Here is a 25,421-nt window from a genome sequence, read left to right on the forward strand (position 1 = left end):
GCTGACCGCGCACCCCGCGGTCGCGCAGGCCGCCGTGGTGGTCCGCGAGGACACCCCCGGCGTCAAGCGCCTGGCCGCCTACCTCGTCCCGGCCGACCGGGAGCTGGAGACCGCCGCCGTCCGTCGTATGCTGTCCGAGCGGCTGCCGGAGTACATGGTCCCGTCCGCGTTCGTCGTCCTCGACGCGCTGCCGCTGACCGTCAACGGCAAGCTCGACCGCAAGGCCCTCCCCGCGCCCACGGCCGCCGACTTCACGGCCACCGGGCCGGTGCGGACCCCCCGGTACGCGAGCGAGGAACGGGTGCACGCCGTCTTCGCCGAGGTGCTCGGGCTGCCGGCCGTCGGCATCGACGAGAACTTCTTCGACCTGGGCGGCCACTCGCTGCTCGCGATGTCGCTGCTGCAGCGCCTGCGCGCCGAGTTCGACCACCCGCTCGGACTGGCCGACCTGCTGGCCCGGCCCAGCGTGGCCGCGCTGACCGACCACCTGGTCGCCGAGACCGTGCTGAACGCCCTGGGCGGCCCCGAGGCCGCCGTCCCCTGTTCCGACTGACTCCCGCCCCCGACCGCAACCCGACCCGCCCCCGGGTCACCACCCGAGAAGGAAGACGACCATGAGCGCCACCAACCCGTTCGAGGACGACGACGCCCGCTACTACGTCCTGGTCAACGCCGAGAACCAGCACTCGCTGTGGCCGGCCTTCGCCGAGATCCCGGCCGGCTGGACGGTCGTGCACGGCGAGGACACCCGCCAGGCGTGCACCGACTACGTCGACGCGCACTGGACCGACATGCGCCCCGCGAGCCTGGTCGCCCGCACGGCCGCCGCGCGCTCCTGACGGTCCTCCCGGGGACGGCGCCGCCCGCCGTCCCCGGGACCGCCGGCAGCCCATGCCCGTTCCGACAGACGGATACCCGATCCACGTGAGCACCCTTCAGACGGACCCCGCCACCGAGCCCCCGGACGGGCTGACCGCCGAACAGCTCGCCGACGAGGACCTGGAGCCCGGCGCGCTCTCCCCGGAGCGCCGCCGCCGGGCCCGGGCCCTGCTGCGCGGCTCGCTGAAACCGCACCGCGGCACCGTCGTCGCCGCGATGGTCGCCGCCGCCGTCCGGCAGGTGGCCCTGCTCGCGGTGCCCTGGTGCGTCCAGCAGGCGCTCGACGAGGGTGTCAGGAAGCACGACAACGGGGCCCTGCTGCTCTGGTGCGGCGCCGCCGCCGGGACGACGCTGATCCAGTTCGTCGGCCTGTACCTCTGGCAGTTCCTCGCCGGGTACGCGGATGCCAAGGTCGGCGCCGACCTGCGCGGCCGGCTGCTGCGGCACCTGGCCCGGCTGGACCGGGCCGCGCTCGCCTCCCGGGGTCACGGCGACCTGGCGATGCGGGCCACCCGGGACACCGACCTGGTCCGCGAGTGGGTGCACGGACTGGCGATCTGGGTCGTCCTCGGGACCACCTTCGTGGTCGTGCTGCCCGCGCTGGCCGTGCTCGACACCAGCCTGCTGCTGGTGACCCTGGCCACCCTGCCGTTCCTGGTCTGGGTCAACCTCCACTTCCCCAAGCGCTTCGCCGCCGCCAGCGGCGAGCTGGCCCGCGTCCACGGCGAGCGTGCCGACGCGGTCGCCGACCTGCTCCAGGTCGGCACCGGGCTGCGCGGCACCGGCGGCCACCGGCCGCTGGTCGAGCGCCACCACGCGGCCAGCGCCGAGGTCACCGGGCGGACCGTCACCGCGGCCCGGATCGAGGCCTCCTGGGCGGCCGTCGGCCCGTTCGTCCCCCGGCTCGCGGTGGCGGCCGGCGTCGGCGTCGGTGGGCTCGCCGTCCTGGACGGCCGGCTCAGCATCGGCAGCCTGACCGCCTTCGCGTCCTGGATGGCGATCGTCACGCTCGCCACCCGGGTGCTGGTCGACCGGCTGCTGGAGCGCGGCCAGGCCGACGTCGCCGCCGCGCGGATCGACGAGGCGCTGTCCATCCTGCCCTCGGTCGCCGAGCCCGACCCGGCCTCGGCGCTGCCGCTGCCCGCCACCGGCGCCCTGACCCTCACCGCTGTGAGCGCCGTCCGGGACGGCCGCACCGTGCTGGCCCCGCTCGACCTGGACGTCCGGCACGGCGAGTTCCTCGCCGTCTCCGGCGCCACCGGCTCGGGCAAGTCCACCCTGCTGCGCCTGGCCGTCCGGCTGGACGACCCCGCCACCGGCACGGTCGCCTACGGCGGCACCGACCTGCGGACCGCCGCCCTGGACGAGGTCCGAACCAGGATCGCGTACGTGGCGCAGCGCCCGCTGCTGGTCTCCGGCACCGTCGCCGACAACCTGCGGCTCGGCCGCGACCTCGACGACGAGGCACTGTACGAGGCCTGCCGGACCGCCGGCATCCACGACCAGCTGGTCGCGATGGCCGACGGCTACGGCACCGAGCTCGGTGAGGGCGGTACCGCGCTCTCCGGCGGCCAGGTCCAGCGCCTGGCGATCGCCCGCGCCCTGCTGGGCGACCCCGCGGTGCTGCTGCTGGACGACTCCACCTCCGCGCTGGACACCACCACCGAACAGCTCGTGCTGGACCGCCTGCGCGGCTGGGCCAAGGACCGCACGGTCGTCTTCGCCACCCACCGCTCGGCCGTCCTGGACGCCGCCGACCGCGTGGTCCACCTCGAAGCGCCCGCATCCGACGCCCCCGACACCGAAGCCGTCGGGACCGAGACCCCCGTGGAGGCCGGCCGTGGCTGAGCAGCCCCTGCTCGACGACGAGCCCGACGAGCGCGCACTGCTCCGCCGGGCCGCCCCCTACCTGCGGCCGCACCGCAACCGCCTGGTGGTCGCGCTGACGGTCGGCCTGGCCGATTCGGCGGCGCTGGTCGCCGTCGCGCCGCTGATCGGCCTGGCCACCGACGCCGTCCTGGACGGCGACCGCGGCGGACTCGGGTGGGCCGTCGCCCTGCTGGTCGTGCTGGCCCTGGCCCAGCTCGGCTTCGCCCGCGCCGGTGAGCTGCTGCTCGCCCGGGCCGGTGAGCAGGTCGTCCGCACCCTGCGGGAGCAGGCGGTGGAGAACCTCGCCACCGCGCCGCTGCGCTTCCTGGAGACCCACCGCACCGGTGAGCTGTTGCGCCGGGCGACCGGCGAGGTGGCCGCGCTGGCCGCGTTCGTCCGGCTGCACCTGCGCAACCTGGTCTCGGCCGGTGCGACCCTGGCCTTCACCCTGGTGGTGATGGTCGGTTACTCGTGGCTGCTGCTCCTGGTGCAGCTGGCGGTGTTCGTCCCGCTGACCCTGCTGGTGACCCGGTGGTTCCAGCGCGACGCGCCGTCCGCCTTCGGCGGCAAGGCGAACGCGGAGGCGGCCGTGGCGGCCACCTTCACCGAGACGCTGACCGCCCGTGAGGCGCTGCAGACCTCCCGTGGCCTGCCCGGCTGGACCCGCCGTTTCGACGCGGAGAACCGGTTCGCGGTGGGTGCGGCCCGCCGGGCGCTGCGGGTGGAGAACCGGATCGACCTGGTGAGCCTGGTCGAGGGGTTCGCCCTGGTCGTCCTGCTGCTGGTCGGCGGCTGGCTGGTGACCCGCGACAGCCTGAGCGTGGGTACCGTGGTGGTCTTCATCCTGGCCGGCCGCAACCTGTTCGACTCCTTCGCGGACCTCTCCCAGCTGGTCGGCGAGGTGCAGACCGCCCGGACCGGGCTGGCCCGCCTGCTGGACCTGCTGGCCGCCACCGACGCGGAGCCCGTCCGGGCGCCCGCCGGCGGGGTCGCCGGTGGGCCCGGCGCGGGGCTGCCCGCCCACGGGGACCTGCGGTGCACGGAGATCGAGTACGCCTACCGGGCCGACGGCCGGGTGCTGCACGCGATGACGCTGGACTTCCCGGTCGGCAGCCGGACGGGTGTGGTGGGCGAGACCGGCTCCGGCAAGACCACGCTCTCCAAGCTGCTCTGCGGCCTCTACCGGCCCGACGCGGGTGCGGTGACCTTCGCCGGCACCGACCTGCGCGAGATCCCGGAGACCGAGTTGCGGCGCCGGATCGTGCTGGTGCCGCAGGAGGTCCGGATGGTGTCCGGGACGATCGCGGACAACCTGGCGCTGGTCCAGGGCGCCCCCGACCGGCCCCGGATCGAGCGGACGGTCGATCAGCTGGGCCTCGCCGACTGGATCGCGGACCTGCCCGGCGGGCTGGACGCCGAGGTCGGCCAGCGCGGTGGCAACCTGTCGGCCGGCGAGCGGCAGATCCTCGGCCTGGTCCGGGCGGTGCTCGCGGACCCGGCGGTGCTGGTGCTGGACGAGGCGACGGCCGACATCGACCCGGTGACCGCCGCCCGGCTGGAGCACGCGCTGGACGAACTGCGCGCCGACTGCACGCTGGTGGTGATCGCGCACCGTCCGGCGACGATCGCCCGGATGCCCCGGGTGGTCCGGCTGGACCGGGGCCGGCTGGTGGACGAGGCGGCCGGTAGCGTGCACGTGGCAGGTTAGGCTAACCTAAGCTGCACCTGCCGTCCCGTGCCGCCGTCCCGACCCCGGGGCGGCGGCACGCGCGCAGGCGCAGGGCCGCGCCACCTCTCACCGGATTGGGCCGAAACGATGACCACCGAGATCGCTCCGCCGCGGATGCGGATCGTCCGCCATCCGCTCAAGTACCGCCTGCTGGAGGTCAAGCAGGTCCACCGGATCACCCCCGGTACGGTGCGGGTCACCTTCGCCGGTGAGGCGCTGGAAGGTTTCTGCGAGCAGGCGCCGACCGACCACGTGAAGCTCTGCTTCGCCGAGCCGGGCACCGCGCTGCCGGTCGAGCCGGTGATCGAGAACGACACCTGGATGGACGCGCCGGTCGAGCCGATCACCCGCGACTACACGATCCGTCACTACCGCCGGGCCGAGCGCGAGATCGACGTCGACATGGTGCTGCACGGCACGGGCGTCGGCTCCGGCTGGGCCGCCGCCGCGGAGCCGGGCATGACCCTCGGCGTCCTCGGGCCGCGCGGCTCCGAGGTGATCGACTTCGTCCACGACTGGTACCTGCTCGGTGCCGAGGAGACCGCCCTGCCGGCCCTGGCCCGCTGGATCGAGATGCTCCCCGCCGGCGTCCGCGTGATCGCCTTCGCCGAGGTCGCCGGGCCCGAGGACGAGCAGCGCTTCGAGACCGCCGCCGACCTCACCATGACCTGGCTGCACCGCGGTGACGCCCCGTCCGGCTCCACCGACCTGCTGGAGCGCGCGATCCGCGCCGCCGAGCTGCCCGAGGGCATGGGCTTCGCCTGGGTGGCCGGCGAGGCCACCAGCCTCAAGCCGATCCGCCGCCACCTGCGCGAGGACCGCAACCTGCACCGCCACCAGGTCGACGTCGACGGGTACTGGAAGCGCGGCGTCGAGAACCACGACCACCACGAGGACGACGAGCACGAGCACGCATGACCGCCCAGACCCTTGAGAAGCCCACGGCGGCGACCGTCCGCCGGCCGGCCGGCCCGGCCCGGCGGACGGCCTGGCTGGTCGGCTGCCTCGGCCTGCTCGCGCTGCTGGCCGTCGCGGGCATCGCGATCGGCGCCAAGTACATCCCGCCCGGCCAGGTCTGGCACGTCCTGCTGCACCACGAGCCCACCAACGGCGACTGGATCGTCGTCCACCACTCGCGGATCCCGCGCACCCTGCTCGGCATCGCCGTCGGAGCCGCCCTCGGGCTGGCCGGCGCGCTCATGCAGGCCCTGACCCGCAACCCGCTGGCCGACCCGGGTCTGCTCGGCGTCAACGGCGGCGCCGCCGCCTCGGTCGCCGCCGGGACGGCCCTGCTGGACCTGCGCTCCTTCGGCTCGTTCGTCTGGTTCGCGCTGGCCGGAGCGGCTGTCGCGGCCGTGCTGGTGCACGTCCTCGGCTCCGGCGGACGGGCCTCCGCCACGCCGGTCCGGCTGGCACTGGCCGGCACCGCGATCACCGCCGTGCTCACCGCCTTCGTCAACGGCCTGATCCTGCTCGACCCGCTGACCCTGGACCGGTTCAGGTTCTGGCAGGTCGGCACCCTCGCCGGGGTCGAGGCCGAGATCGTCGGCCAGGTGCTGCCCTTCCTCGCCGCCGGCGCGGTGCTCGCCCTCGGCCTGGCCCGCCCGCTGAACGCGCTCGCGCTCGGCGACGACGCCGGTCACGCGCTCGGTGCCAAACCTGGCCGCACCCGGCTGCTGGCGATGGTCGCCGTCACCCTGCTCGCCGGCGCCTCCACGGCCGCGGTCGGCCCGATCGCCTTCGTCGGCCTGGCCGTGCCGCACGTGGCCCGGCGGATCTGCGGCCCCGACCAGCGCTGGGTACTGGTGTTCTCCGCCGTGCTCGCGCCGGTGCTGCTGCTCACCGCGGACATCGTCGGGCGGGTCGTGCTGCACCCCGCCGAGCTCCAGGCCGGCGTGATCACCGCCTTCCTCGGCGCACCGCTCTTCATCGTCCTCGTCCGCGGCCGAAGGATCGCCCAACTGTGAACACCCACACGGCCCCCGCCCCCGCCGCCCGGACCTCCCCGCCGCCCGCCGCCGCCGGGGTGCCGCTGCACGCCGTCCGCCTGCCCGGCGGCGGCTCGGTGCGCTGGCACCCCCGGGCCGCCGCGGTCTGCGGGCTGCTGGTCCTCGCCCTGCTCGCCGCGGTGGTCTGGACCCTGACCACCGGTGACTTCCCGCTGTCCGTCGCCGAGGTGCTGAACGCGCTCGGCGGCGGCGGGGCGAAGATCGACCGGTACATCGTCACCGAGGTCCGGCTGCCCCGGGTGCTGACCGCGCTGCTGGTCGGTGCGGCCCTCGGCGTGGCCGGCTCGCTCTTCCAGACCGTCGCCCGCAACCCGCTCGGCAGCCCGGACGTCATCGGCTTCACGCTCGGCTCGGCGACCGGCGCGCTGCTGGTCATCCTGGTGATCGGCGGAAGCGCCGCGACGATGGCCGGCGGCGCGGCGGTCGGCGGCCTGGCCACCTCGCTGCTGGTCTACCTGCTGGCGCGCAGTGGCAGCGCGCAGGGCTACCGGCTGGTGCTGGTCGGCATCGGCATGAGCTCGCTGCTGGCCTCGCTCAACGACTACCTGATCGCCCGGGCCTCCTTCAGCGACGCGGCCAGCGCCGCCGTCTGGCTGACCGGCAGCCTGAACGCGCGCGGCTGGGAGCACTGCGGTCCGATGGCCGCCGCGCTGCTCGTCCTGCTGCCCGCCGCGCTGCTGCTCGGCCGCCCGCTGAGGCTGCTGGAGATGGGCGACGACGCCGCGGCCTCGCTCGGCGTCCGGCCGGACCGGCTCCGGCTGTGGCTGATCCTGGTCGGGGTCGGCCTGTCGGCGGCCGCCACGGCGGCGGCCGGTCCGATCCCGTTCGTCGCCCTGGTCGCGCCGCAGGCCGTCCGCCGGCTGACCGGTGCCACCGGTCCCAACCTGGTCGGCTCGGCGCTCCTCGGCGCGCTGCTGCTCGTCCTGAGCGACCTCGCCGCCCAGCGGCTGCTGGCCCCCACCCAGCTGCCGGTCGGCGTGCTCACGGGTGTGCTCGGCGGGTGCTACCTGATCTGGCTGATCGGCCGTCAGTGGCGCTCCGGGCGTGGCTGACCGGCGCCGTGCCCGGCAGCTGACCGGACCGCCCGCTCGGGCCGGCTCAGGCCCCCGGGGCCCGCAGATCGAGCGTGAAGCTGAACCGGTCGCCCCGGTAGAGCGAGCGCACCTGCTCCAGCGGAGCCCCGGAGGCGTCCAGGCTGCGACGGTGCAGCAGCAGCATCGGCAGTGCGGGCGGGGTGCCGATCAGCAGGGCCTCGCGCGGGGTGGCCAGCACCGTCTCGATCCGTTCCTGCCCGGCGCCGAGCTCGGCGCCCTGCTCGCGCAGGTAGCCGTAGAACGAGGACGCCGGGTCGAAGTCCTCGGCCAGCCGGGGCACCCGGTCCACCGCCACGTGGGTGCTCTCCAGGCCGATCCGCTCCTCGTCGGCCAGCAGCACCCGCTCCAGGTGCCACACCGGTTCGCCCTCGGCCAGGCCCAGCCGGGCGGCCGTGGCGGGGTCGGCGGGGAAGCGGTCGAGGCCGATCAGGGTCCGCCCGGGGCGCATGCCCTGGCGGCTGACACCCTCGGTGTAACTGGCCAGTGACAGCGGCTGTTCGAGCTTGGCGCCGGCCACCACGGTGCCGCGTCCGCGCCGCCGCAGCCGGCCCTCCAGCAGCAGTTCGCGCAGCGCCTGGCGCAGGGTCGCCCGGGCCACCCCGTACCGGGCGGCGAGGTCCAGTTCGGTCGGCAGCAGGCCGCCGGGGCCGAGCTCGGCCAGCAGTCCCTCCAACTCCGTCTTGACGACGTAGTACTTGGGCAGCCGGCCGTGCTCCGGGACTCCGGATCGGACGGGGGTGTCTGGTGCGTGCGGGGTCCCTGGGCTCACCGCGCCACCCTATCGGGGAGCCCGGATGGTCACGGGATGGTAACGGGTCTGGACTGAAGTTCCCGCGCTGTTCATGCGGCGGTGCGCTCCGGGCAGCTCGGACACTCCCGGGCGGCCGCACGCTCGTACCGGCGCGGCACGCCACGCGCCCCCGTCCCCACCGTCCCCTGGGAGAGCCCCCGTGCGCATGTCCCGTTCCGTCCGGATCGCCGCCGCCGTCACCGCCGTCGGCGCCGCCACCGCGGCGACACTGTCGCTGACGGCCGCTCAGGCCACCGCGGCCGCAGGCCCGTACAAAGGCCTGCCGAACGGCACCAAGCAGGCCAAGACCCTCGTCATCGGCATCGACGGCACCCGGTACGACAAGCTGATCGCGGGTGACGCCCCCAACCTCAAGGGCCTGATCGCCGGCGGGATGACCGCCACCAGCAACCTCTACGCCAACCCGCTCGCCCCGACACTGTCCGGGCCGGGCTGGTCGACCATCGCCACCGGCGTGTGGCCGGACAAGCACGGCGTGAAGGACAACACCTTCACCGGCTCCCACTACGACCTCTACCCCGACCTCGCGACCCGCCTGGAGACCGCGGCCCCGGCCGCCTCGACCCTGGTGATCGCCTCCTGGAGCCCGGTGGCCGACACCGTCTTCAACGGCCGCGCCGACCTGCGGATCCCGGAGGCCGACAACGACACCAAGACCGCCGCCGACGCCGCCGACTACCTGCGCAACGGCAACCCCGACACCACCTTCCTGCACTTCGACCAGGTCGACGAGGCCGGCCACGCCCACGGCGGCGCCAGCCCCCAGTACGCGGCCGCGATCCACTCGGTGGACGCCCTGGTCGGCCAGGTGCTCCAGGCCGTCAAGGCACGGCCGGGCTACGCCGCCGAGGACTGGCTGATCGTGGTCACCACCGACCACGGCCACACCGACGCCGGCGGCCACGGCGGCAACAGCGCCAACGAGCGGCAGACCTTCGTGATCGCCGACGGCACCGGCTTCACCCCGGGCTCCACCCGCCAGGACGTCAAGCCGGTGGACGTCGCCCCGACCGTGCTCAAGCACGAGGGCGTGACCCCCGACCCGGCCTGGAAGCTCGACGGCCGGCCGGTCGACGAGATCACCCCGGACGCCTTCGACACCCTGAGACCCGCCCTGCAGACCCGCGCCGACGAGACCGGCATCCCGGCCGGCACCAAGGGCTGGACCCGCACCGCCCCCAGCGGCTGGAGCATCGACAACTCCCGGATGCCCGGCGGCGGCGTCACCGAGTGGCGCGGCTGGGCCTTCGCCACCGACGAGTTCTGGACCGCCGCCCAGCTCGGCCAGGCCCGCGAGACCAACGTCCGGGCCCGCAACGTCTTCGCGGTGGCCGACTCGGACGAGTGGGACGACACGTCGCACGGCGCGGGCCAGTTCGACTCCACGCTGCTCAGCCCGCGCTACCCGGTGGGCGGCGCCGCGACCGCGACCCTGACCTACACGACCGACTACAAGGTCGACGGCCCGCAGACCGGTGACGTCTACGTGGTGTTCGACTCCGGCACCCCGCAGTTGGTGAAGTCGTACCGGGCCGATGCCAACGGGTTCGAACGGATCGCGATCCCCGTCCCGGCCGGGGCCACCACCGCCCAGCTCCAGTTCCGCTACACCGGTACCAACAGCGCGTTCTGGACGGTCGACCAGGTCGCCCTGACCCGCTGACCCCGCCCGGTATCCCCGCCCGGGATCCCCCGCACAGCGCGCCCCCGATGGCAGGCCGCCGGCCCGCCGTCGGGGGCGCCCGGCTCAGCCGGCCAGCGCCTCCCGGACCTCCCGCGCCGGGAACACCGCGGCCGGGTCGCCCGCGTGCAGCCGGCCCTGGAAGTCGGCCATCACGGTGGCCACCGGGGCGTACCGGGTGACCAGCTCGGCGGCCGTGCCCGGCAGCCCGTCCGGTTCGCCGCCCCGGGCACAGTGCCGCAGCAGCGCGTCCCCCTTGTCGGGCCGGTGCCCGCTGAGGGCCGACACCAGCCAGTGCGCCAGGTGGCTCGCGGTGGCACCGCTGTCGTAGTCCCGGTGGTCGCGGAAGAACCGCGCCTCCTGCGGGGCGTGGGTGAACCGCTCGTGCAGCGCGTGGCCGAAGCCGGTGAAGTAGAGGCGGTGGCCGTCGGTCAGCACGTTCTCCAGCCGGGTGTCGAAGTGCAGCAGCCCGCGGGAGTTCATGTACGCCGTCCCCGACCGCAGGCCCCGGTCCGCCGCCGCCCAGGCCGACGAGGCGCTGCCGCCGCCCTCGGCGGTCCGCCCGGCCAGCCAGGCCCGCAGGGTCAGCGGGATGTACTCCAGGAACAGCACCGCGCTGTACGAGGCCCGCCCGAGCTCCTCGACCCGGGCCCGCACCTCGGGCGAGCCCTCCCAGTGCCCGACCACCTTGTCCACGTCCGCGAGTTCCTCCGGGACGGGCACCCCGGGGCTCGGCAGCACCCGCCAGTGGTACATCAGCGGGAAGTCCTGGCTCTCGCCGAGCAGCACCCAGTCGGTGGTGGTGCCGTGCACCGCGAGCTCGCGCCAGGCGCCGAAGCCGGGGCTGCGGACGCCGTAGTGGCAGGCGGGCGGCAGCCGGAACAGGTCCGCGGTGGACATCACGTTGCCGGCCAGCAGCTCCCGGTCGGTCAGCGGGATCCGCCGGACCAGCACGGGGACGGTGCCGACCTTCAGCCGGGCCGCCCGGCCGCCGCCCTGGGCCGCGGGCACCGCCCCGGCGAGCAGCCGGGTGAGCTGGCGGTCGTCCAGTCTCGACAGCGCCGTGGAGGCCGAGTCGTACGCGGCGAGCCGCGCGGTTCGGGAGAGCGGGGCGGACATGGCCGCCACCCTATGCCGGGGCCGGCGGTGACGGCCCGTCGAATCGGAAAGGTCATACCGGTGGGGTCGGTGGCCGGGCGGGCGCTGCGGGCGGGCCCGCCGGCGCGTTCAGCCGAGCGAGCGGGCGACCTGCTCCAGGTGGTCCAGCGACTCCTGCATCCCGGCCTCCATGCCGGAGTCGACGTGCGCGTCGCGGTGCTCCCCGGTCAGGTGCTCGACCAGGACGGCCAGGGTGGTGCGGCCGTCCCGCTCGGTGAGGGTCAGGGTGGTTCGGGCCGGGGCGTCGGGCATCCCCTCGAAGACCTCCGTCGCGACGATCCGCTCGTCCGGCACGACCTCCTGGTACACGCCGTGGAAGGCGGCCTCGAAACCGCCGTTCGCCGTCATGACGTACCGCCAGGTGCCGCCGACCCGCAGGTCGACCTCCACGCCGGTGACCTCGCCGCGGTCCCCGCCCCACCAGCGCTCGATCAGCTCCGGGGTGGTCCAGGCCCGGTAGACCTGGTGTCTGGGGGCGTCGAACTCCCGGGTGATCAGGATCAGCGTGTCGCCGGGGAGGGTGACCACTGCCGTTCCGCTGCTCGTCATCGCCGTCGTCTCCGTCGCCTCGTCGGATGCCTCGCCGGACGGGCCGTCGGGCGCCGGCGGTCAGGTGCGGGCGGCCGGGCCCGCCGGCAGGTGGACGGTCATCACCAGGTCGCAGGGGCCCGTCCCGGCGCCCCGGTAGGTGTGCGGCACGTCCGCCGCGAAGGTCGCGGTCGCCCCGGCCGCCAGCGGGTGCTCGGCGCCGTCGACCACCAGCATCATCGCGCCGGCGGTGACGCTGACCGTCTCCACCACGCCGACCGGGTGCGGGTGGCTCGGGTAGCTCTCGGCGGGGTGCAGCCGCCAGCGCCAGACCTCCACGGGCGCCGGGCCGGCGGTGGTGAGCATCAGCCGCGCCGTCCCGCCGTGCTCCCCGGTCCACAGCGGGGCGACGGCCGCCGCGTCCACGATCTGCACCCTGCCCTCCCGGGGGCCCTCCATCAGTGCCGACACCGACAGCCCGAGGGTGTCGGCGAGACGGACGAGGGTGGCGAGGTTGGGGTTCCCCTGGGCCTTCTCCAGGGCGACCAGGGCGCCCTTGCTGACCTGCGCCCGGGTGCCGAGCTGGTCCAGGGTCAGCCCGGCCCTGGCCCGGGCGGCCCGGACGTTGCGGGCCACCGTGTTCAGCGCCTCCACCGTGTCGGCCACGCCCTCACCTCTCGCCCGCCCGCCGGTCGGTCGCTCGGATGCCCGCCGGTCGTCCGAATGTACCGCGCGGTCGGCACGGTGTGCGGCCGCCCGCCCGTCCGCGGCCGGCCGGTGCGACGGCGGGACACCGCTCAGGACAGGGTCCGACCGGGTCCGGCGGCCGGGGGGAGGTCGTGGCGGTAGACCCGGGAGCCGCGGGCCGGGTCGAGGGTGGCGGTCCAGCCGGCCGGGGCGAGGGCGGCCGGGACCTCGCGGAAGCCGGTCCGCAGGAAGAACGCGGCGCTGCCGGTGCTCGCGGCGTAGACGGTGCGCAGGCCGCGGTCGGTGGCGCGGTCGAGGAGGGCGGCGAGCAGCCGGGAGCCGACACCGGTGCCCTGGTGGCCGGGGTGGACGCAGAGGTTGTAGAGCAGCCCGGCGGCCGGATGGCCGGGTTCGGGCGCGAGCGGCCGCAGGGCGACGCAGCCGGCCGGGGGCCCGGGCCGCGGGTCCGGGGCGATCAGGAAGTCGGTGGCCCGGCCGCGGTAGTCGGCCAGGGTGCGGACCCGCAGCTCGCCGGAGCGCATGAAGGGCGCCGACAGGACGTACAGCGCGGTGGCGTCGCCCCCGGTCGCGGTGCGGACCGGGACCGGGGGCGAGGCGACGGTGACGTTCACCGCCGGGCGACCCTGCGCGCGGGGGCGGCGGGGACGACCAGCGGGGTGCCGGTCTGCGGGTCGTCGATGATCTGGCAGGGCAGGTCGAAGACCCGCTCGACCAGCTCGGCGGTGACGATCTCGCCGGGCGGGCCCTCGGCGACCACCGCGCCGTCACGCATGGCGATCAGGTGGGTGGCGTACCGGGCGGCCTGGTTGAGGTCGTGCAGGACGGCGACCAGCGTGCGGTCCTGCTCCTCGTGCAGCCGGGCGCAGAGGTCGAGCACCTCGACCTGGTGGGCGATGTCGAGGAAGGTGGTGGGCTCGTCGAGCAGCAGCAGGGAGGTCTGCTGGGCCAGTGCCATGGCCAGCCACACCCGCTGGCGCTGACCGCCCGACAGCTCGTCCACGTAGCGGTCGGCGAGTGCGTCGACGCCGGTCGCGGCCATCGACTCGGCGACCACCCGTTCGTCCTCGCGGGACCACTGCCGCAGCAGGCCCTGGTGCGGGTAGCGCCCCCGGGCGACCAGGTCGGCGACGGTGATGCCGTCCGGGGCGGTCGAGCTCTGCGGCAGCAGGCCGAGTCGGCGGGCGAGCTCCTTGGCGGGCAGGCCGCTGATCTGCTCGCCGTCCAGCAGGACCCGGCCGGCGGCCGGTCTGAGCAGCCGGGCGAAGGCGCGCAGCAGGGTGGACTTGCCGCAGGCGTTCGGGCCGACGATCACCGTGAAGGAGTTGTCCGGGATCGCGACGGACAGTTCGGTGGCGATCGCCCGGTCGCCGTAGCGCAGGGTGACGCCGTCGGCGGCGAGCCGGCCCGGGGTGGCCCGGGCGGTGGTCACTTGCCCTCCAGCAGCTGTTCGGTGTGGACCACGACGGCGCACTTGTCGGCGGCCCAGCGCAGCGCGTCCAGGTGGTGGCGCTCGGAGAAGTCGGCGACGGCGTCGCCCACCACGAAGGCCTGCACGTCGTGGCTCCAGGCGTCGGCGGCGGTCATCATCACGCCGATGTGCGCGTAGACGCCGACCAGGACGAGCTGGTCGCGGCCGGCGGCGGCGAGCCGGGCGGCCAGGTCGGTGCGGGCGAAAGCGCTGTACTTCCACTTGGTGATCAGGGTGTCGCCGTCGGCGGGTGCGACCTGCCCGGGCATGCCCTGGGCGTGCTCGTCGGCGGGCAGGCCCGGGCCCCAGAAGTCCAGCTGGAGGCCTCGCTGTTCGGGCGTCTGGCCGCCGCGCTGGTGGGAGTAGACGACCGGGGTGCCGTGCGCGCGGGCCCAGTCGAGGAGCCGGGCCGTGTTGCCGAGCATCGGGGTGAGCGGGGAGGCGTCCGGCGTGAACGCCCGCAGGAAGTAGTTCTGCAGGTCGTGCACGAGCAGGACGGCCCGGTCCGGGTCGACCTGCCAGGGGACGCGGGCGCCGGGCAGCTGGTCGGGGCCGGGCATCGGGTAGGGCTCGATGGCGGGCAGTGCCATGGTGGTGGGGTCTTCCTACGGCTGGGGGGCGGCGGCTCGGAGGTCCTTCTTGCTGACCTTGCCGATTCCGGTCTGCGGGAACGCGGTGACGAACTCCACCTTGTCGGGCACCTTGAAGTCGGCGAGACCGGCCTTGCGGACGAAGGCCTTGAGCTCGGCGGCGCGCGGTCTGGCGGCCCCCTCGCGCAGGATGACGTACGCGCAGCTGCGCTCGCCCAGGTAGGCGTCGGGGGTGGCGACCACGGAGGCGTCGTGGACGGCCGGGTGGGCCAGCAGCACGTTCTCGACCTCCTCGGCGGCGACCTTCTCGCCACCCCGGTTGATCTGATCCTTGGCCCTCCCCTCGACCACCAGGTGACCGGAGGGCGTCCGGCGGACGACATCACCGGTGCGGTAGAACCCGTCGGCGGTGAACGCCCGGGCGTTGTGCTCGGGGGCGCGCCAGTAGCCGCGGATGGTGTACGGGCCGCGGGTGAGCAGGTGTCCGGTGCCGCCGTCCGGCAGGTCGCGGTCCTCGTCGTCGACGACCCGTACCTCGTCGTCGGGCGAGATCGGGCGGCCCTGCGTGGTGAGCACGGTCTCCTCGTCGTCCTCGGGCCGGGTGTAGTTGACGAGCCCCTCGGCCATCCCGAAGACCTGCTGGAGCCGGCAGCCGAGCGCCGGTGCGAGCCGCCGGGCGCCCTCGGCGCTGAGCTTGGCGCCGCCGACCTGGAGCAGCTGCAGGCTGCCGAGGTCGTACGGGCTCTGCGGTGCGGCGTCCGCCCAGGCGAGGGCGACCGGCGGGACGAGCCCGGTGAGGGTGACCCGCTCGCGTTCGATCAGCGGGAAGGCGGCGTCCGGGCTGGGGTTGGGGGCGAGCACCACCCGGCCGCCGGCGTGGAGGGCGCCGAGCGTGCCGGGGGAGCTGAGCGGGAAGTTGTGCGCCGCCGGCAGGGCGCACAGGTAGACCGTGCCGGCGTCGAGCCCGCAGATGGCGGCGGACTCCCGGACGCTGTACAGGTAGTCGTCGTGCGCCCGGGGGATCAGCTTGGGCAGGCCGGTGGAGCCGCCCGAGAGCTGGAGGAAGGCCAGGTCCCCCGCGCCGGGCGGGTCCTGGACGGGCGCGGGTTCGGCGGCCCGCAGCTCCTCGACCGGGGTGTACGGGCCGGCGTCGCCGACCACGATGACCTCGCCGAGCGCGGGGACGGCGGCCAGCACCTCGGCGGCGAGCTCGCGGTGGTCGAAGCCGGCGTGCCGGTCCGGCACGATCAGCGCCCGGGCCCCGGCGAACTCGCAGAAGTACGAGATCTCGGCGCGCCGGTGCGCGGGCAGTGCCATCACCGGGACGACGCCGGCCCGCAGCAGGCCGAAGAAGAGCTCGAAGAACTCGGCGACGTTGGGCAGTTGGAGCACCACCCGGTCGCCGCGGCGCAGGCCGCGGGTGAGCAGGCCGGTGGCGATCCGGTCGGCCCGGCCGTCCAGCTCGGCGTAGCTCCAGTGCCGGTCGCCGTCGGTGACGGCGATCCGCCCGGGGTGGGCGGCGGCGTGTTCGCGGATCATCCGGTCGAGCGTCTCGCCGGTCCAGTGGCCGGCCGCGCGGTAGCGGGCCGCGTACTCCGCGGGCCAGGCGGTGTCCGTGGACCAGGCGGTGTCGATGGACGAGACGGTGTCGGTGGACGAGGCGTTGTCCGTGGACCGGGCGGGCCCGGCGGCTGCCGGGTGGGTGTCGGGGGAGGTGCCCGATGGGGTGCTCACTTGCTCTCCTCCAGGCCCACGGCGTGCAGGAAGGTGCGGAACTTGGCACCGGTCTCGGCCAGTTCGGCGGCCGGGTCGGAGGCTGCGACGATGCCCGCGCCGGCGAACAGCCGCAGCAGGTCGCCGTCGGCCTCGGCGCAGCGCAGCGTGACCACCCACTCGCCGTCGCCGGCGAGGTCGCCCCAGCCGACCACGCCGGTGTACAGGCCCCGGTCGAACGGCTCCAGCTCGCCGATCAGGTGGCGGGCCCGGTCGGTCGGGGTGCCGCAGACGGCCGGGGTCGGGTGCAGGGCGAGGGCGAGGTCGAGCGCGCTGGTGGCCGGGTCGGCGAGGGTGCCGGTGACGGTGGTGGACAGGTGCCACATCGCGGCGGTGCGGACCAGCGTCGGCTGCTCGGGGACGGTGAGGTCGGCGCAGAGGGGGGCCAGGGCGGCCCGGACGGCCTCCACCACCACGGCGTGCTCGTGCAGGTCCTTGGGGGACTCCAGCAGGGCGGCGGCGCGGCGGACGTCCTCGGCCAGGTCGGTGCTCCGGGCGGCCGAACCGGCCAGCGGGTTGGCGCTGACCGCGGTGCCCCGGCGGGAGACCAGCAGTTCGGGGCTGGCCCCGATCAGCGTGGCGTCGCCCCCGGCGGGGACGGCGAAGGTGTAGCCGTCCGGGTCCCGGCGGGCGAGGCGGTGCAGCATCGACGGCAGGTCGGCCCCGCCGGGCGTGGTCAGCTCCAGGGTGCGGGCCAGCACCACCTTGGTCAGCTCGGGGTCGCCGGTCAGCCGCCGGACGGCCTCGGCCACCGCGTCGCGGTAGACCTCGGGGGCGGGTACCGGGCGCTGCCGCCAGGTGGCCGGGGCCGTGCGGGCGCCCGGCAGTTGGAGCAGCGGGTCCTCGCGCAGCGGCGGTGCCCAGTCGACCTGCTCGGGCACGAAGAGCCGGGACGGCGCTCCGGGGGAGAACGGGATCGCACCGACCACCACGGGGTGCGCCAGGCCGTCCGCGCGGGCCGCGCGCAGGGCGTCGGCGGCGCGGGCCGGGTCGGCCACGGTGGCCCGGACGCCCTCGGCCAGCAGGGTGCGGCTCGGCCCGGCGAAGAACGCCGAGGAGGGGCCCGGCCGGTAGGCCGCCAGCAGGGCCGCTGCGCCCGGCAGGGCGGCGGCCGTGTCGTGGGCCGTGGAGGCCGTGGTCATGAGTTCTCCGTTTCCTGGCGCGGGTGGCGCCTGGGCCGGGGCGTGCGGTGGGGGACGGCCGTCGGGCGGGCCGTCGTCGGGTGGGGCGGTGGTGCTGGGGCCGGGGCCGCACGGGGTGGGCGGCGCACCGGGCGGCCCGGTCCTCGCGGGGCTGCGGGCCGGCCGTCAGGCGGCGTGCGCCGCGACCGTACGGGGACAGCGGCGGGCCGGGGGCCGTCCTTCGGCGGTCGGCGGGGGCGGGGGCGACGGCATCGGGTACTCCGCGGGCAGCGTTGATCGGACGGGGTGCCAGGCGGCGGCCCGCATGTAATGGTTAGGCTAACCTAACCATACTGGAGTCGGGGAGGGGTCGTGCCCCCGCCGGGGCCCTCCGGTGCCCGTGGTGGCCCCCGGTGCCCGCCGTCGTCCGCCCCGGATCCCGTCCGCGGCCGGGCCGGCGGCCGGGTGCGGCCTTCGATGTGAAGATCCGGAGAAGTGAAGCGGTGTCAGAGTATTGTCGGCCCGGTGAACATCCGTGACCGGCACGCAGGGGTGACAGGGGAGTGGCGATGAGCAGCGACCGCTGGATACGGCGGTACCACCCGACCGAGTCGGCCCCCGTCCGACTGGTGTGCTTCCCGCACGCGGGCGGCTCCGCCAGCTACTGGCACCCGCTGTCCACGGTGCTGCGCCCCGAGGTCGACGTCCTGGCCGTGCAGTACCCGGGCCGTCAGGACCGTTTCACCGAGACCCCGTTGACCGACATCGGCGAGCTGGCCGCGCAGGTCGTCACCGCCCTCGGCCGCCCCGACGGCCGACCGCTCGCCCTGCTCGGGCACAGCATGGGCGCGGTGATCGCGTACGAGACCGCCCGGCGGCTGGAGCGGACCGGCGCGGGCCCCGCCCACCTCTTCGTGTCCGGCCGGCGGGCACCCGACCGTGGCCGCCCGGAGACGATCCACCGACTCGGCGAGGAGGAGCTGGTCGCCCACACGGCGGCGCTCGGCGGTACCGACCCGAGCCTGCTCGCCGACCCGGAGATCCGGGCCCTGGCCCTGCCCGCCCTGCGCGCCGACTACGCCGCGCTCGCCGGCTACCGGCCCGACCCACCACGGCCGTTGGGCTGCCCGGTCACCGCGCTGGTCGGCGACGCCGATCCGGTGACCTCCGAGGAGGACGCCCGGGCCTGGGAGCGGTACTCCGGCGGCGCGTTCGAACTCGACGTCTTCCCCGGCGGCCACTTCTACCTGAACGGCCGGCACGAGGAGATCGCCGCCGTGGTCTCCCACCACCTCAAGGCCCTGGCATGAGCGGCACCCTGTTCGCCATCAGCGACCTGCACGTCGCCTACCCGGAGAACCGGAAGGTGGTCGACGAGCTCCGCCCCGACTCCCCGGAGGACTGGCTGATCGTCGCCGGCGACGTCAGCGAGCGGTTCGGCGAGATCGAATGGGTGCTGGCCACCCTGCGCGAGCGGTACGCCAAGGTCATCTGGTCCCCCGGCAACCACGAGCTGTGGACCCCGAAGGACGACCCGGTGCAGCTCAGGGGCGAGGAGCGCTACCGTGCCCTGGTCGAACTCTGCCGCCGGCTCGACGTGCTGACGCCCGAGGACCCGTACCCGGTGTGGCACGCGGGCCCCGGTGGACCGGTCACCGTCGCCCCGCTCTTCCTGCTCTACGACTACACCTTCCGCCCCGAGGGCACCGCCGACAAGGCCCAGGCCCTGGCCGCCGCCTATGCGGCCGGTGTGGTGTGCACCGACGAGATGATGCTGCACCCCGACCCGTACCCCTCCCTCGACGCCTGGTGCGAGGCGCGGATCACCGAGACCGAGCGGCTGCTCGCCCGGCGGGACCCGGCGCTGCCGACCGTGCTGGTCAACCACTACCCGCTGGTCCGCGAGCCCACCAGGATCCTGCGCTACCCGGAGTTCGCGCTCTGGTGCGGCACCGAGCGCACCGCCGACTGGCACCTGCGCTACGACGCCGCCGCCATGATCTACGGTCACCTCCACATCCCCCGCGTCACCTGGGCCGACGGGGTGCGCTTCGAGGAGGTCTCGCTGGGATACCCGCGCGAGTGGGGGCCGCGCGGCGGACCGCACCGGCCGCGCCGGGTCCTGCGGGAGGAGCAGCGGTGATCGAGCAGCTGCTGCCTGCGGGCGTCTCCTGGGCGGAGGCCTTCGACGACCGCGCCGACGCGCCGCTCTTCCCCGAGGAGGAGGAGCTGGTCGCCAGGGCCGTGCCCGGCCGACGCCGGGAGTTCGCCACCGTACGGGCCTGCGCCCGGCGCGCGCTCGGCGCACTCGGAGTTCCACCCGCGCCGATCCTGCGTGGTGAGCGCGGCGCACCGACCTGGCCGGCCGGCGTGGTCGGCAGCATGACGCACTGCGCCGGCTACCGCGCGGCGGTGGTCGCCCGGGCGTCGGAGCTGCGCACCGTGGGCATCGACGCCGAGTCGCACGCGCCGCTGCCCGACGACGTCCTCGACGTGATAGCGCTGCCCCAGGAGCAGTCCAGGATCGCCGAGTTGCAGGCCGAGCAGCCGCAGGTGCACTGGGACCGGATGCTGTTCAGCGCCAAGGAGAGCGTCTACAAGGCGTGGTTCCCGCTGACCAGACGCTTCCTGGAGTTCGAGGAGGCGGACATCACGCTCGCCCCGGACGGCACCTGGTCGGCCCGGCTGCTGGTCGACGGGACCACCGCCGACGGCGGCCCGCTGCGCGGCTTCAACGGCCGCTGGCTGGTCCAGGACGACCTGGTGCTCACCGCGATCGCCTGACCGGCGGGCGCCGGGCGGCCGGAAAATCCCGGTGCCCGGCCGCCTCCGGCGGCTACGCTCCCCGGCGTGGAGAGCACCGGGGAGCTGTGGAACGTGGTCGACGTCGAGGCGACCTGCTGGGACGGTCAGCCGCCGCCCGGCGCGGTGAGCGAGATCATCGAGATCGGGCTGACCGTGGTCGACCCGGCCGCCGGGAAGCGGGTCGGGCGGCACCGGATCCTGGTCCGGCCCGCCCGCTCGACCGTGAGCCCGTTCTGCACCCGGCTGACCGGCCTGACCCCGGCCGAGGTCGACACCGGCCTCACCTTCGCCGAGGCCTGCCGGCTGCTGGCCGCCGAACACCGGGCCGGCTCCCGCCCGTGGGCGAGCTGGGGCGACTACGACCGGAACCAGTTCATCCGCCAGTGCCGCGCCACCGGGACGGCGTACCCGTTCGGCCGCCGCCACACCAACGCCAAGCTGGTCTTCACCGAGGCGAACGGGCTGCGCAAGCGCCCCGGCATGGCCGAGGCGCTGCGCCTGGCCGGCCTGCCGCTGGAGGGCCGGCACCACCGCGGTGAGGACGACGCCTGGAACATCGCGGCCCTGGTGCTCGACCTGTCGGCCCGGGGGGCGTGGCGCTGAGCCGCGCCGCCGTGGGGTCTCAGTTCCAGGGGTTGGCCGGCTGGTCGTTGATGGCCACCCAGAAGCGGCCGGGCCGCAGGTCACCGTAGGCCCAGAAGGTCCAGCCGCCGGTCGCGGACTCGTCCGGGCCGTAGTGCCCGTCGTGGAACTCGGCCTGTCGCCAGCCGGTGCCGAAGCTCGCCTGGCAGATCGAGTCGGCCGCCGCCCGGCTGTTCAGCCGGCTGCCCTTCACCGCGGTGGAGGGCGCGACGGTGCCCTGGGCCCAGCCGTCGTAGAAGTCGGTGGTGATGCCGTCCGGCTTGGGGCTGCCGTCGGCCCGCAGGCAGAGCACCGGCAGCGAGGCGGTGGCCGGGGTGTCGCCGTGGTACGGGTCGCTGGCGGTGCCGCCGGGGCCGCCGACGTGGACGGACCCGTCCGGGCCGGTGCCCAGCAGGCTCCAGGTCAGGCCCGCGTGGGTGGCGGGCGGCGCGGCCTGGGCGGAGCCTGCGGCGAGCGGGATCAGCGCGGCCACCGCCGAGGCGACGGCGAGCGCGCGGGTGCGGTCGAGGAAACTCATCAGTACTCCCGAGGGTCGTGAGGGGCGCCCGGCCACGGGCGGCCGGGGCCGACGTTGTCATGCGGCGGCAGCTTTCTGACATGAAACCGTCATCGTCTGGGCACCGTCTGGACGCGGGTGCGACGGGCTCCCGTCGTCGCGGTGAGTACACGACCGGGGTCTCGCCGACCGGTCGCCGTCGGAGGTCGTGGTGGAGTTCAGGATCCTGGGCGCGGTCGAGGTGCGGGCCGGCGGCCGCCGGGTCCCGCTCGAAGGGCCCCGACAGGAACGGCTGCTGGCGGCCCTGCTGCTGAGCGCCGGTGCCGTCGTCCCGGTGGGCCGGCTGGTGGACGCGGTCTGGGGGGAGCGGCCGCCCGCCACCGCCTCCCGGCAGGTCCGCAACCTGGCCGGCGGGCTGCGCCGGCGGCTCGGCACGGCCGCCGCGGGGCCGGCCGCCCCCAGCCTGCTCACCATCGGCGCCGGCTACCAACTCCAGCTTCGAGAACAGCAGTTGGACGCCAGGATGTTCACCCGTCACCTCGCCCGTGCCCGCCACGCGGCCGCCGTCCAGCGACCGGTCGAGGCCCTCGGGGAGCTGCGCGCCGGCCTGGCCCTGTGGCGTGGACCGGCCCTGGACGGCCTGGGTGACGCCGGCGGCGCGGCGGGCGGAGCGCTCGCGGCCGGCGCCGTGGCCCTGGACGAACAGCGGCTGACCGCTCTGGAGGACTGCCTCGACCTGGAACTGGAGCTCGGTCGGCACCGCCGCGCCGTTCCCGAACTAGCCTCCCTGGTAGCGCAGTTCCCGCTGCGGGACCGCTTCGTCGGGCAGCTGATGCTGGCCCTCGGCCGCTCCGGCCGGCGGGTGGAGGCACTGGCCGTGTACCGCCGCCTCGCCGAGCGGCTCGCGGCCGAGCTGGGTCTCGACCCCGGCCCGGAGCTGCGCGCGACCCAGCAGGCGCTGCTCCGCACGGACCGGCAGCCGACCCGCCCCGGTGGCCCGCCATCTTTGCTGACGAACAGTCAACTCACTGTGCTCGAAGGCTTTCTGTCCGCCCGGATCGATGTGGCGGGCGGATCGATGGCGGGCGGCGAGGCCGCCCGGTCCGCCGAGGCGCTGCGCAGCGCGGTCGGGGTGGCGCTGACGGGTCTGCGGGCGCACCTGGCGCTCGGCGCGGAGGTACCCGAGAGCCTGCGCCACCCCGCGGCTCCGCCCGCCGCGGCCCACTGGGAGCTGCTGCTGCGGGCCGCCGCGCCGTGGCGCGACCACCCGGGATTCCCGTCCTGGCTCGCCGCGGTGTTCGAACGCGGCGACCCGTCCGGTCCGGGCTTTCGGTGACGCACAGTCAACATCCGTGGGGAGGGCGGATGCATCGGGGAATGTCACGGCAACGCGGGCACGGATCCTGATCCGTGCCTCTACTGCGGCCGGCCCGTGATCGGCATCCGAAACTCGGTGAGATATCTCTGATCGAATTCGAACATCGGACGGTGATCTCCCGTAGGATCGGCCCCGCCACCCACGCTGGGGTGCCGTCGTCTCCGGGGGGAGCACATACGACGACGGCAGCGCGGCCCCGGAGCGCGTGGTGGCGCGGCGGCTCTCGGCCGCCTGTGATGGGCCCCATCGGGGGAGACAGCAACCAACACGGGCAGGAGGGGGGAGTTTTGAGCGACAGATTCGGGCACGAGTTGCGAAGACTTCGGACGCAGCAGGGCGTCTCGTTGAAGGCGCTGAGCGAAATGGCCCACTACAGCAAGGGCTACCTCAGCAGGGTGGAGACCGGAGCCCGGCCCGCCACCCCGGAGCTGGCGGGTCGGTGCGACGACGTGCTCGGCGCGGGTGGCGCGCTGCGCGGGCTGGTGGCCGACCAGGACGCCGAGGTCCACCCGGCCGGACCGCTGCGACCTGCCCAGTTACCCATGGCGGTACCGGACTTCTACGGCCGGGAGCGGATCCTCCGCCGGCTCGACGGCCTGCTGTGCGAGCAGCGCATGGTGGTCTGCGCGATCGACGGGATGGCGGGCGTCGGCAAGTCCGCGCTGGCGGTTCACTGGGCGCACCGGGTGCGGGACAGGTTCCCCGACGGCTGCCTCTTCGCGGAGATCGACGGTCCGGGCCAGGACGGCGCCTGGATCACCCCGACCGAGGTGCTGGGCGGCTTCCTGCGCGCCCTGCGGCCCGGCGGCCCGCTGCCCACCGCGATGAGCGAACGGGCGGCCCTGTTCCGGACGCTGCTCGACGGCCGCCGGATGCTGATCGTGCTGGACGGCGTGGTCAGCGCGGAGCAGGTGCAGCCGCTGCTGCCCGCCGCGCCCGGCAGCATGGTGCTGGTCACCAGCCGGGTCCGGATGGCCGGCCTGCGGTCGGCACAGCTGCTCTCGCTGGACCCGCTGGATCCTGCCGAGGCGGTGCGGATGGTCGCCGCCATCGTCGGCGAGGAGCGGGTGGCGGCGGAGCCGGCCGCGGCCCGCCGGCTGGTCGAGGCGTGCGGCCTGCTGCCGCTGGCCGTGCAGTTGGTCGCCACCAGGCTGGCGGCCCGTCCGCGCTGGCAGATCGCCTCGCTGGCGGAGCGGCTGGAGGACGAGGAGGAGGGCAGTTCGGTGCTCGACCTCGGCGGCGCCGCGGTCGGCACCGCGTTCCGGCTCAGCTACGAGCGGCTCGGCTGGCAGGCGGCCCACGCCCTGCGGCTGATCGCCCAGTTGGACGGGCCCGACCTGTCGCTCGCGGTCGCGGCCGAGGCGCTCGGCGCGGACCGCAACGAGGCCGAGAACCTGCTGGAGGAGCTGGTGGACGCCAGCCTGCTGGACACGCCGGCGCCCGGCCGGTACGCGTTCCACAAGCTGGTCCGCTCGTTCGCACTCGGTCTGGTGCGGCGGGCCGAGCTGGCCACCGCCGGGCCGTCCGGGGTCGCCCTGGCCGGCCTGGGGGACCGGATGGGCCGCTGACGGCGGCCGGCCCGCGGCAGGACGCGCCGAGGGCCGGCCCGCAGCAGGACGCGCCGAGGGGCGGCGACCGCCGGTACCGACCGGTCGGTTCGCCGCCCCTCGGGCGTGCGGCTCAGACGCCGCCGTACGGCTCCGCCATCGCCACCGCGATCTTCCGCGGGCCGGTGAAGGGCTCGCGGGCGTGCGTGGAGAGCATGTTGTCGAGGACCAGGACGTCCCCGCGCCGGTAGTCGAACCGGGTGGAGGTGGCCCGGTAGCAGTCCCGGAGGTGGTCCAGGACGTCGTCCGGGATGGGTTCGCCGTCGCCGTAGTAGGTGTTGCTCGGCAGGTCCTCCGGCTTGCACAGCGCCTGGAGTCCCAGCCGCAGCTCCTCGGGCAGGGTGGTGACGTGGAAGAAGGTGGCGTGGTTGAACCAGACCTGGTCACCGGTGACGGGGTGCTTGTGGACGGCGTCCCGCACGGCCCGGGTGCGCAGCCGGTCGGTGCCGATCCAGGTGGTCTCGATGCCCTGGCCGGCGCAGTGCCGCTGCACCTCCTCGCGGTCGTCGGTGTTGAACACCTCCGCCCAGGGCAGGCCCAGCCCGCCGCCGTAGTTGCGGACCACCGACCAGCGGCGCCGCTCGAACTCCTCGCGCACCGCGGGGTCGATCGCCGCGTACAGCGCCCGGGTGGAGGAGAGCGGGGTGGCGCCCCGGGTGAGCGGCGGCTCGATGCAGTAGAAGTACAGCACGAGCGGCCAGACGGCCTGGTAGGAGTTCTCGTTGTGGGCGAAGATCTCCTCCTGCGGCGGGTACTCGGTCGAGGTGTAGACGTTGCCCTTGATCGCCTGGCGGGGCGAGGAGCGCTCCGCGTAGGTCAGGGGTTCGCCGGACAGTTCGCGCACCACGGCGTCGAAGCCGTCCACGCCGTCCACCGCGAAGTCGCGGAACAGCAGGGCGCCGTGGACGAGGAGCTGTTCGCGCAGCTCCTCGCGGTGCCGGCGGATGTGCTCGACCAGGCGGCGGTCGCCGCCGTCGACGGTGAGGGGCAGCTGGGGCGCAGTCACACGGGTACTCCGTTCGTCGGATCATGGTGTGGACGCAGGCCGCCGGCGCGACGGTGCCGCGGGGGCGGG

At 75.1% G+C, this 25,421-nt stretch carries 25 protein-coding genes; 14 read left to right on the forward strand and 11 right to left on the reverse strand.

Annotated features, from left to right (window positions below; all coding sequences use genetic code 11):
• The 7 genes from ACIOFR_RS37315 to ACIOFR_RS37345 all read left to right on the forward strand — a co-directional run.
• Positions 1–553 (forward strand): phosphopantetheine-binding protein (locus ACIOFR_RS37315; RefSeq protein WP_401004519.1); only part of this gene is annotated, 553 nt, incomplete at its 5' end.
• A gap of 61 nt (positions 554–614) precedes the next feature.
• Positions 615–839 carry an MbtH family protein gene (locus ACIOFR_RS37320; RefSeq protein WP_401004521.1) on the forward strand — a complete coding sequence of 75 codons (225 nt, stop codon included), beginning with the start codon at positions 615–617 and terminating at the stop codon, positions 837–839.
• A gap of 85 nt (positions 840–924) precedes the next feature.
• Positions 925–2,727 (forward strand): ABC transporter ATP-binding protein, encoded by a 1,803-nt coding sequence (locus ACIOFR_RS37325; RefSeq protein ID WP_401004523.1) that lies wholly within the window; start codon positions 925–927, stop codon positions 2,725–2,727.
• Positions 2,720–4,456, forward strand: coding sequence for an ABC transporter ATP-binding protein (locus tag ACIOFR_RS37330; RefSeq protein WP_401004525.1), 1,737 nt, complete (start codon positions 2,720–2,722; stop codon positions 4,454–4,456). Before ACIOFR_RS37325 ends, ACIOFR_RS37330 begins: the two co-directional genes overlap by 8 nt.
• A 108-nt stretch (positions 4,457–4,564) precedes the next feature.
• Positions 4,565–5,395 carry a siderophore-interacting protein gene (locus ACIOFR_RS37335; protein ID WP_401004527.1) on the forward strand — a complete coding sequence of 277 codons (831 nt, stop codon included), beginning with the start codon at positions 4,565–4,567 and terminating at the stop codon, positions 5,393–5,395.
• Positions 5,392–6,444 (forward strand): FecCD family ABC transporter permease, encoded by a 1,053-nt coding sequence (locus ACIOFR_RS37340; RefSeq protein ID WP_401004528.1) that lies wholly within the window; start codon positions 5,392–5,394, stop codon positions 6,442–6,444. Before ACIOFR_RS37335 ends, ACIOFR_RS37340 begins: the two co-directional genes overlap by 4 nt.
• The gene (locus ACIOFR_RS37345; protein WP_401004529.1) at positions 6,441–7,538 is read left to right on the forward strand and encodes a FecCD family ABC transporter permease; all 1,098 of its coding nucleotides are present in this window, start codon (positions 6,441–6,443) and stop codon (positions 7,536–7,538) included. Before ACIOFR_RS37340 ends, ACIOFR_RS37345 begins: the two co-directional genes overlap by 4 nt.
• A gap of 46 nt (positions 7,539–7,584) precedes the next feature.
• Here ACIOFR_RS37345 and ACIOFR_RS37350 read toward each other — a convergent pair whose 3' ends face one another.
• Positions 7,585–8,349, reverse strand: coding sequence for a GntR family transcriptional regulator (locus ACIOFR_RS37350; RefSeq protein ID WP_401004531.1), 765 nt, complete (start codon positions 8,347–8,349; stop codon positions 7,585–7,587).
• Positions 8,350–8,536: 187 nt separating this feature from the next.
• Here ACIOFR_RS37350 and ACIOFR_RS37355 point away from each other — a divergent pair, with 187 nt between their 5' ends.
• The gene (locus ACIOFR_RS37355; RefSeq protein ID WP_401004533.1) at positions 8,537–10,054 is read left to right on the forward strand and encodes an alkaline phosphatase family protein; all 1,518 of its coding nucleotides are present in this window, start codon (positions 8,537–8,539) and stop codon (positions 10,052–10,054) included.
• An 84-nt stretch (positions 10,055–10,138) separates the two neighbouring features.
• Here ACIOFR_RS37355 and ACIOFR_RS37360 read toward each other — a convergent pair whose 3' ends face one another.
• The 8 genes from ACIOFR_RS37360 to ACIOFR_RS37395 all read right to left on the reverse strand — a co-directional run bounded on the left by ACIOFR_RS37360 (position 10,139) and on the right by ACIOFR_RS37395 (position 17,439).
• On the reverse strand, positions 10,139–11,191 hold the full coding sequence (locus ACIOFR_RS37360; RefSeq protein WP_401004535.1) for a protein kinase family protein: 1,053 nt from the start codon (positions 11,189–11,191) through the stop codon (positions 10,139–10,141).
• Positions 11,192–11,299: 108 nt separating this feature from the next.
• Entirely contained in the window at positions 11,300–11,779 is a 480-nt protein-coding gene (locus ACIOFR_RS37365) for an SRPBCC family protein (RefSeq protein ID WP_401004537.1), read from the reverse strand.
• A gap of 60 nt (positions 11,780–11,839) precedes the next feature.
• Complete coding sequence (locus ACIOFR_RS37370) at positions 11,840–12,424, reverse strand: helix-turn-helix domain-containing protein (RefSeq protein WP_401004538.1); 585 nt, start codon at positions 12,422–12,424, stop codon at positions 11,840–11,842.
• Positions 12,425–12,555: 131 nt separating this feature from the next.
• Positions 12,556–13,077 (reverse strand): GNAT family N-acetyltransferase, encoded by a 522-nt coding sequence (locus ACIOFR_RS37375; protein ID WP_401004540.1) that lies wholly within the window; start codon positions 13,075–13,077, stop codon positions 12,556–12,558.
• Positions 13,074–13,895 (reverse strand): ABC transporter ATP-binding protein, encoded by an 822-nt coding sequence (locus ACIOFR_RS37380; RefSeq protein WP_401004542.1) that lies wholly within the window; start codon positions 13,893–13,895, stop codon positions 13,074–13,076. The genes ACIOFR_RS37375 and ACIOFR_RS37380 overlap by 4 nt, the downstream gene beginning before the upstream one ends.
• A complete protein-coding gene (locus ACIOFR_RS37385; RefSeq protein ID WP_401004544.1) occupies positions 13,892–14,524 on the reverse strand; it encodes an isochorismatase family protein in 633 nt (210 codons plus the stop codon). Before ACIOFR_RS37385 ends, ACIOFR_RS37380 begins: the two co-directional genes overlap by 4 nt.
• A 15-nt stretch (positions 14,525–14,539) precedes the next feature.
• A complete protein-coding gene (locus ACIOFR_RS37390) occupies positions 14,540–16,159 on the reverse strand; it encodes a (2,3-dihydroxybenzoyl)adenylate synthase (RefSeq protein ID WP_401004569.1) in 1,620 nt (539 codons plus the stop codon).
• A 95-nt stretch (positions 16,160–16,254) separates the two neighbouring features.
• Positions 16,255–17,439: an isochorismate synthase gene (locus ACIOFR_RS37395; RefSeq protein ID WP_401004546.1), complete on the reverse strand. Its 1,185-nt coding sequence runs from the start codon at positions 17,437–17,439 to the stop codon at positions 16,255–16,257.
• Between the two features lie 548 nt (positions 17,440–17,987).
• On the opposite strand from ACIOFR_RS37395, the gene ACIOFR_RS37400 reads away from it, so the two are divergent.
• The 4 genes from ACIOFR_RS37400 (at position 17,988) to ACIOFR_RS37415 (ending at position 20,826) form a co-directional block, all read left to right on the forward strand.
• The gene (locus ACIOFR_RS37400) at positions 17,988–18,728 is read left to right on the forward strand and encodes a thioesterase II family protein (RefSeq protein ID WP_401004548.1); all 741 of its coding nucleotides are present in this window, start codon (positions 17,988–17,990) and stop codon (positions 18,726–18,728) included.
• A complete protein-coding gene (locus ACIOFR_RS37405) occupies positions 18,725–19,561 on the forward strand; it encodes a metallophosphoesterase family protein (RefSeq protein ID WP_401004550.1) in 837 nt (278 codons plus the stop codon). The genes ACIOFR_RS37400 and ACIOFR_RS37405 overlap by 4 nt, the downstream gene beginning before the upstream one ends.
• Positions 19,558–20,202, forward strand: a complete 645-nt coding sequence (locus tag ACIOFR_RS37410) for a 4'-phosphopantetheinyl transferase (protein WP_401004552.1) — start codon at positions 19,558–19,560, stop codon at positions 20,200–20,202. Before ACIOFR_RS37405 ends, ACIOFR_RS37410 begins: the two co-directional genes overlap by 4 nt.
• A gap of 66 nt (positions 20,203–20,268) precedes the next feature.
• On the forward strand, positions 20,269–20,826 hold the full coding sequence (locus ACIOFR_RS37415; RefSeq protein ID WP_401004553.1) for an exonuclease domain-containing protein: 558 nt from the start codon (positions 20,269–20,271) through the stop codon (positions 20,824–20,826).
• A gap of 19 nt (positions 20,827–20,845) precedes the next feature.
• Here the strand turns inward: ACIOFR_RS37415 and ACIOFR_RS37420 are convergent, their stop codons facing one another.
• Positions 20,846–21,382, reverse strand: a complete 537-nt coding sequence (locus tag ACIOFR_RS37420; protein WP_401004555.1) for a hypothetical protein — start codon at positions 21,380–21,382, stop codon at positions 20,846–20,848.
• A gap of 190 nt (positions 21,383–21,572) precedes the next feature.
• Between ACIOFR_RS37420 and ACIOFR_RS37425 the strand changes: the two genes are divergently transcribed.
• Together ACIOFR_RS37425 and ACIOFR_RS37430 are read left to right on the forward strand one after the other, a co-directional pair.
• Positions 21,573–22,697 carry a BTAD domain-containing putative transcriptional regulator gene (locus tag ACIOFR_RS37425; protein WP_401004557.1) on the forward strand — a complete coding sequence of 375 codons (1,125 nt, stop codon included), beginning with the start codon at positions 21,573–21,575 and terminating at the stop codon, positions 22,695–22,697.
• A 329-nt stretch (positions 22,698–23,026) separates the two neighbouring features.
• Positions 23,027–24,307: a helix-turn-helix domain-containing protein gene (locus ACIOFR_RS37430; protein WP_401004559.1), complete on the forward strand. Its 1,281-nt coding sequence runs from the start codon at positions 23,027–23,029 to the stop codon at positions 24,305–24,307.
• A gap of 112 nt (positions 24,308–24,419) precedes the next feature.
• On the opposite strand, the gene ACIOFR_RS37435 is transcribed toward ACIOFR_RS37430, so the two are convergent.
• Positions 24,420–25,352, reverse strand: coding sequence for a TauD/TfdA family dioxygenase (locus ACIOFR_RS37435; RefSeq protein ID WP_401004561.1), 933 nt, complete (start codon positions 25,350–25,352; stop codon positions 24,420–24,422).
• Positions 25,353–25,421 lie beyond the last annotated feature (69 nt).

Origin of the sequence: Kitasatospora sp. NPDC088346, assembly GCF_044740765.1 — a bacterium.
GTDB lineage: Bacteria > Actinomycetota > Actinomycetes > Streptomycetales > Streptomycetaceae > Kitasatospora.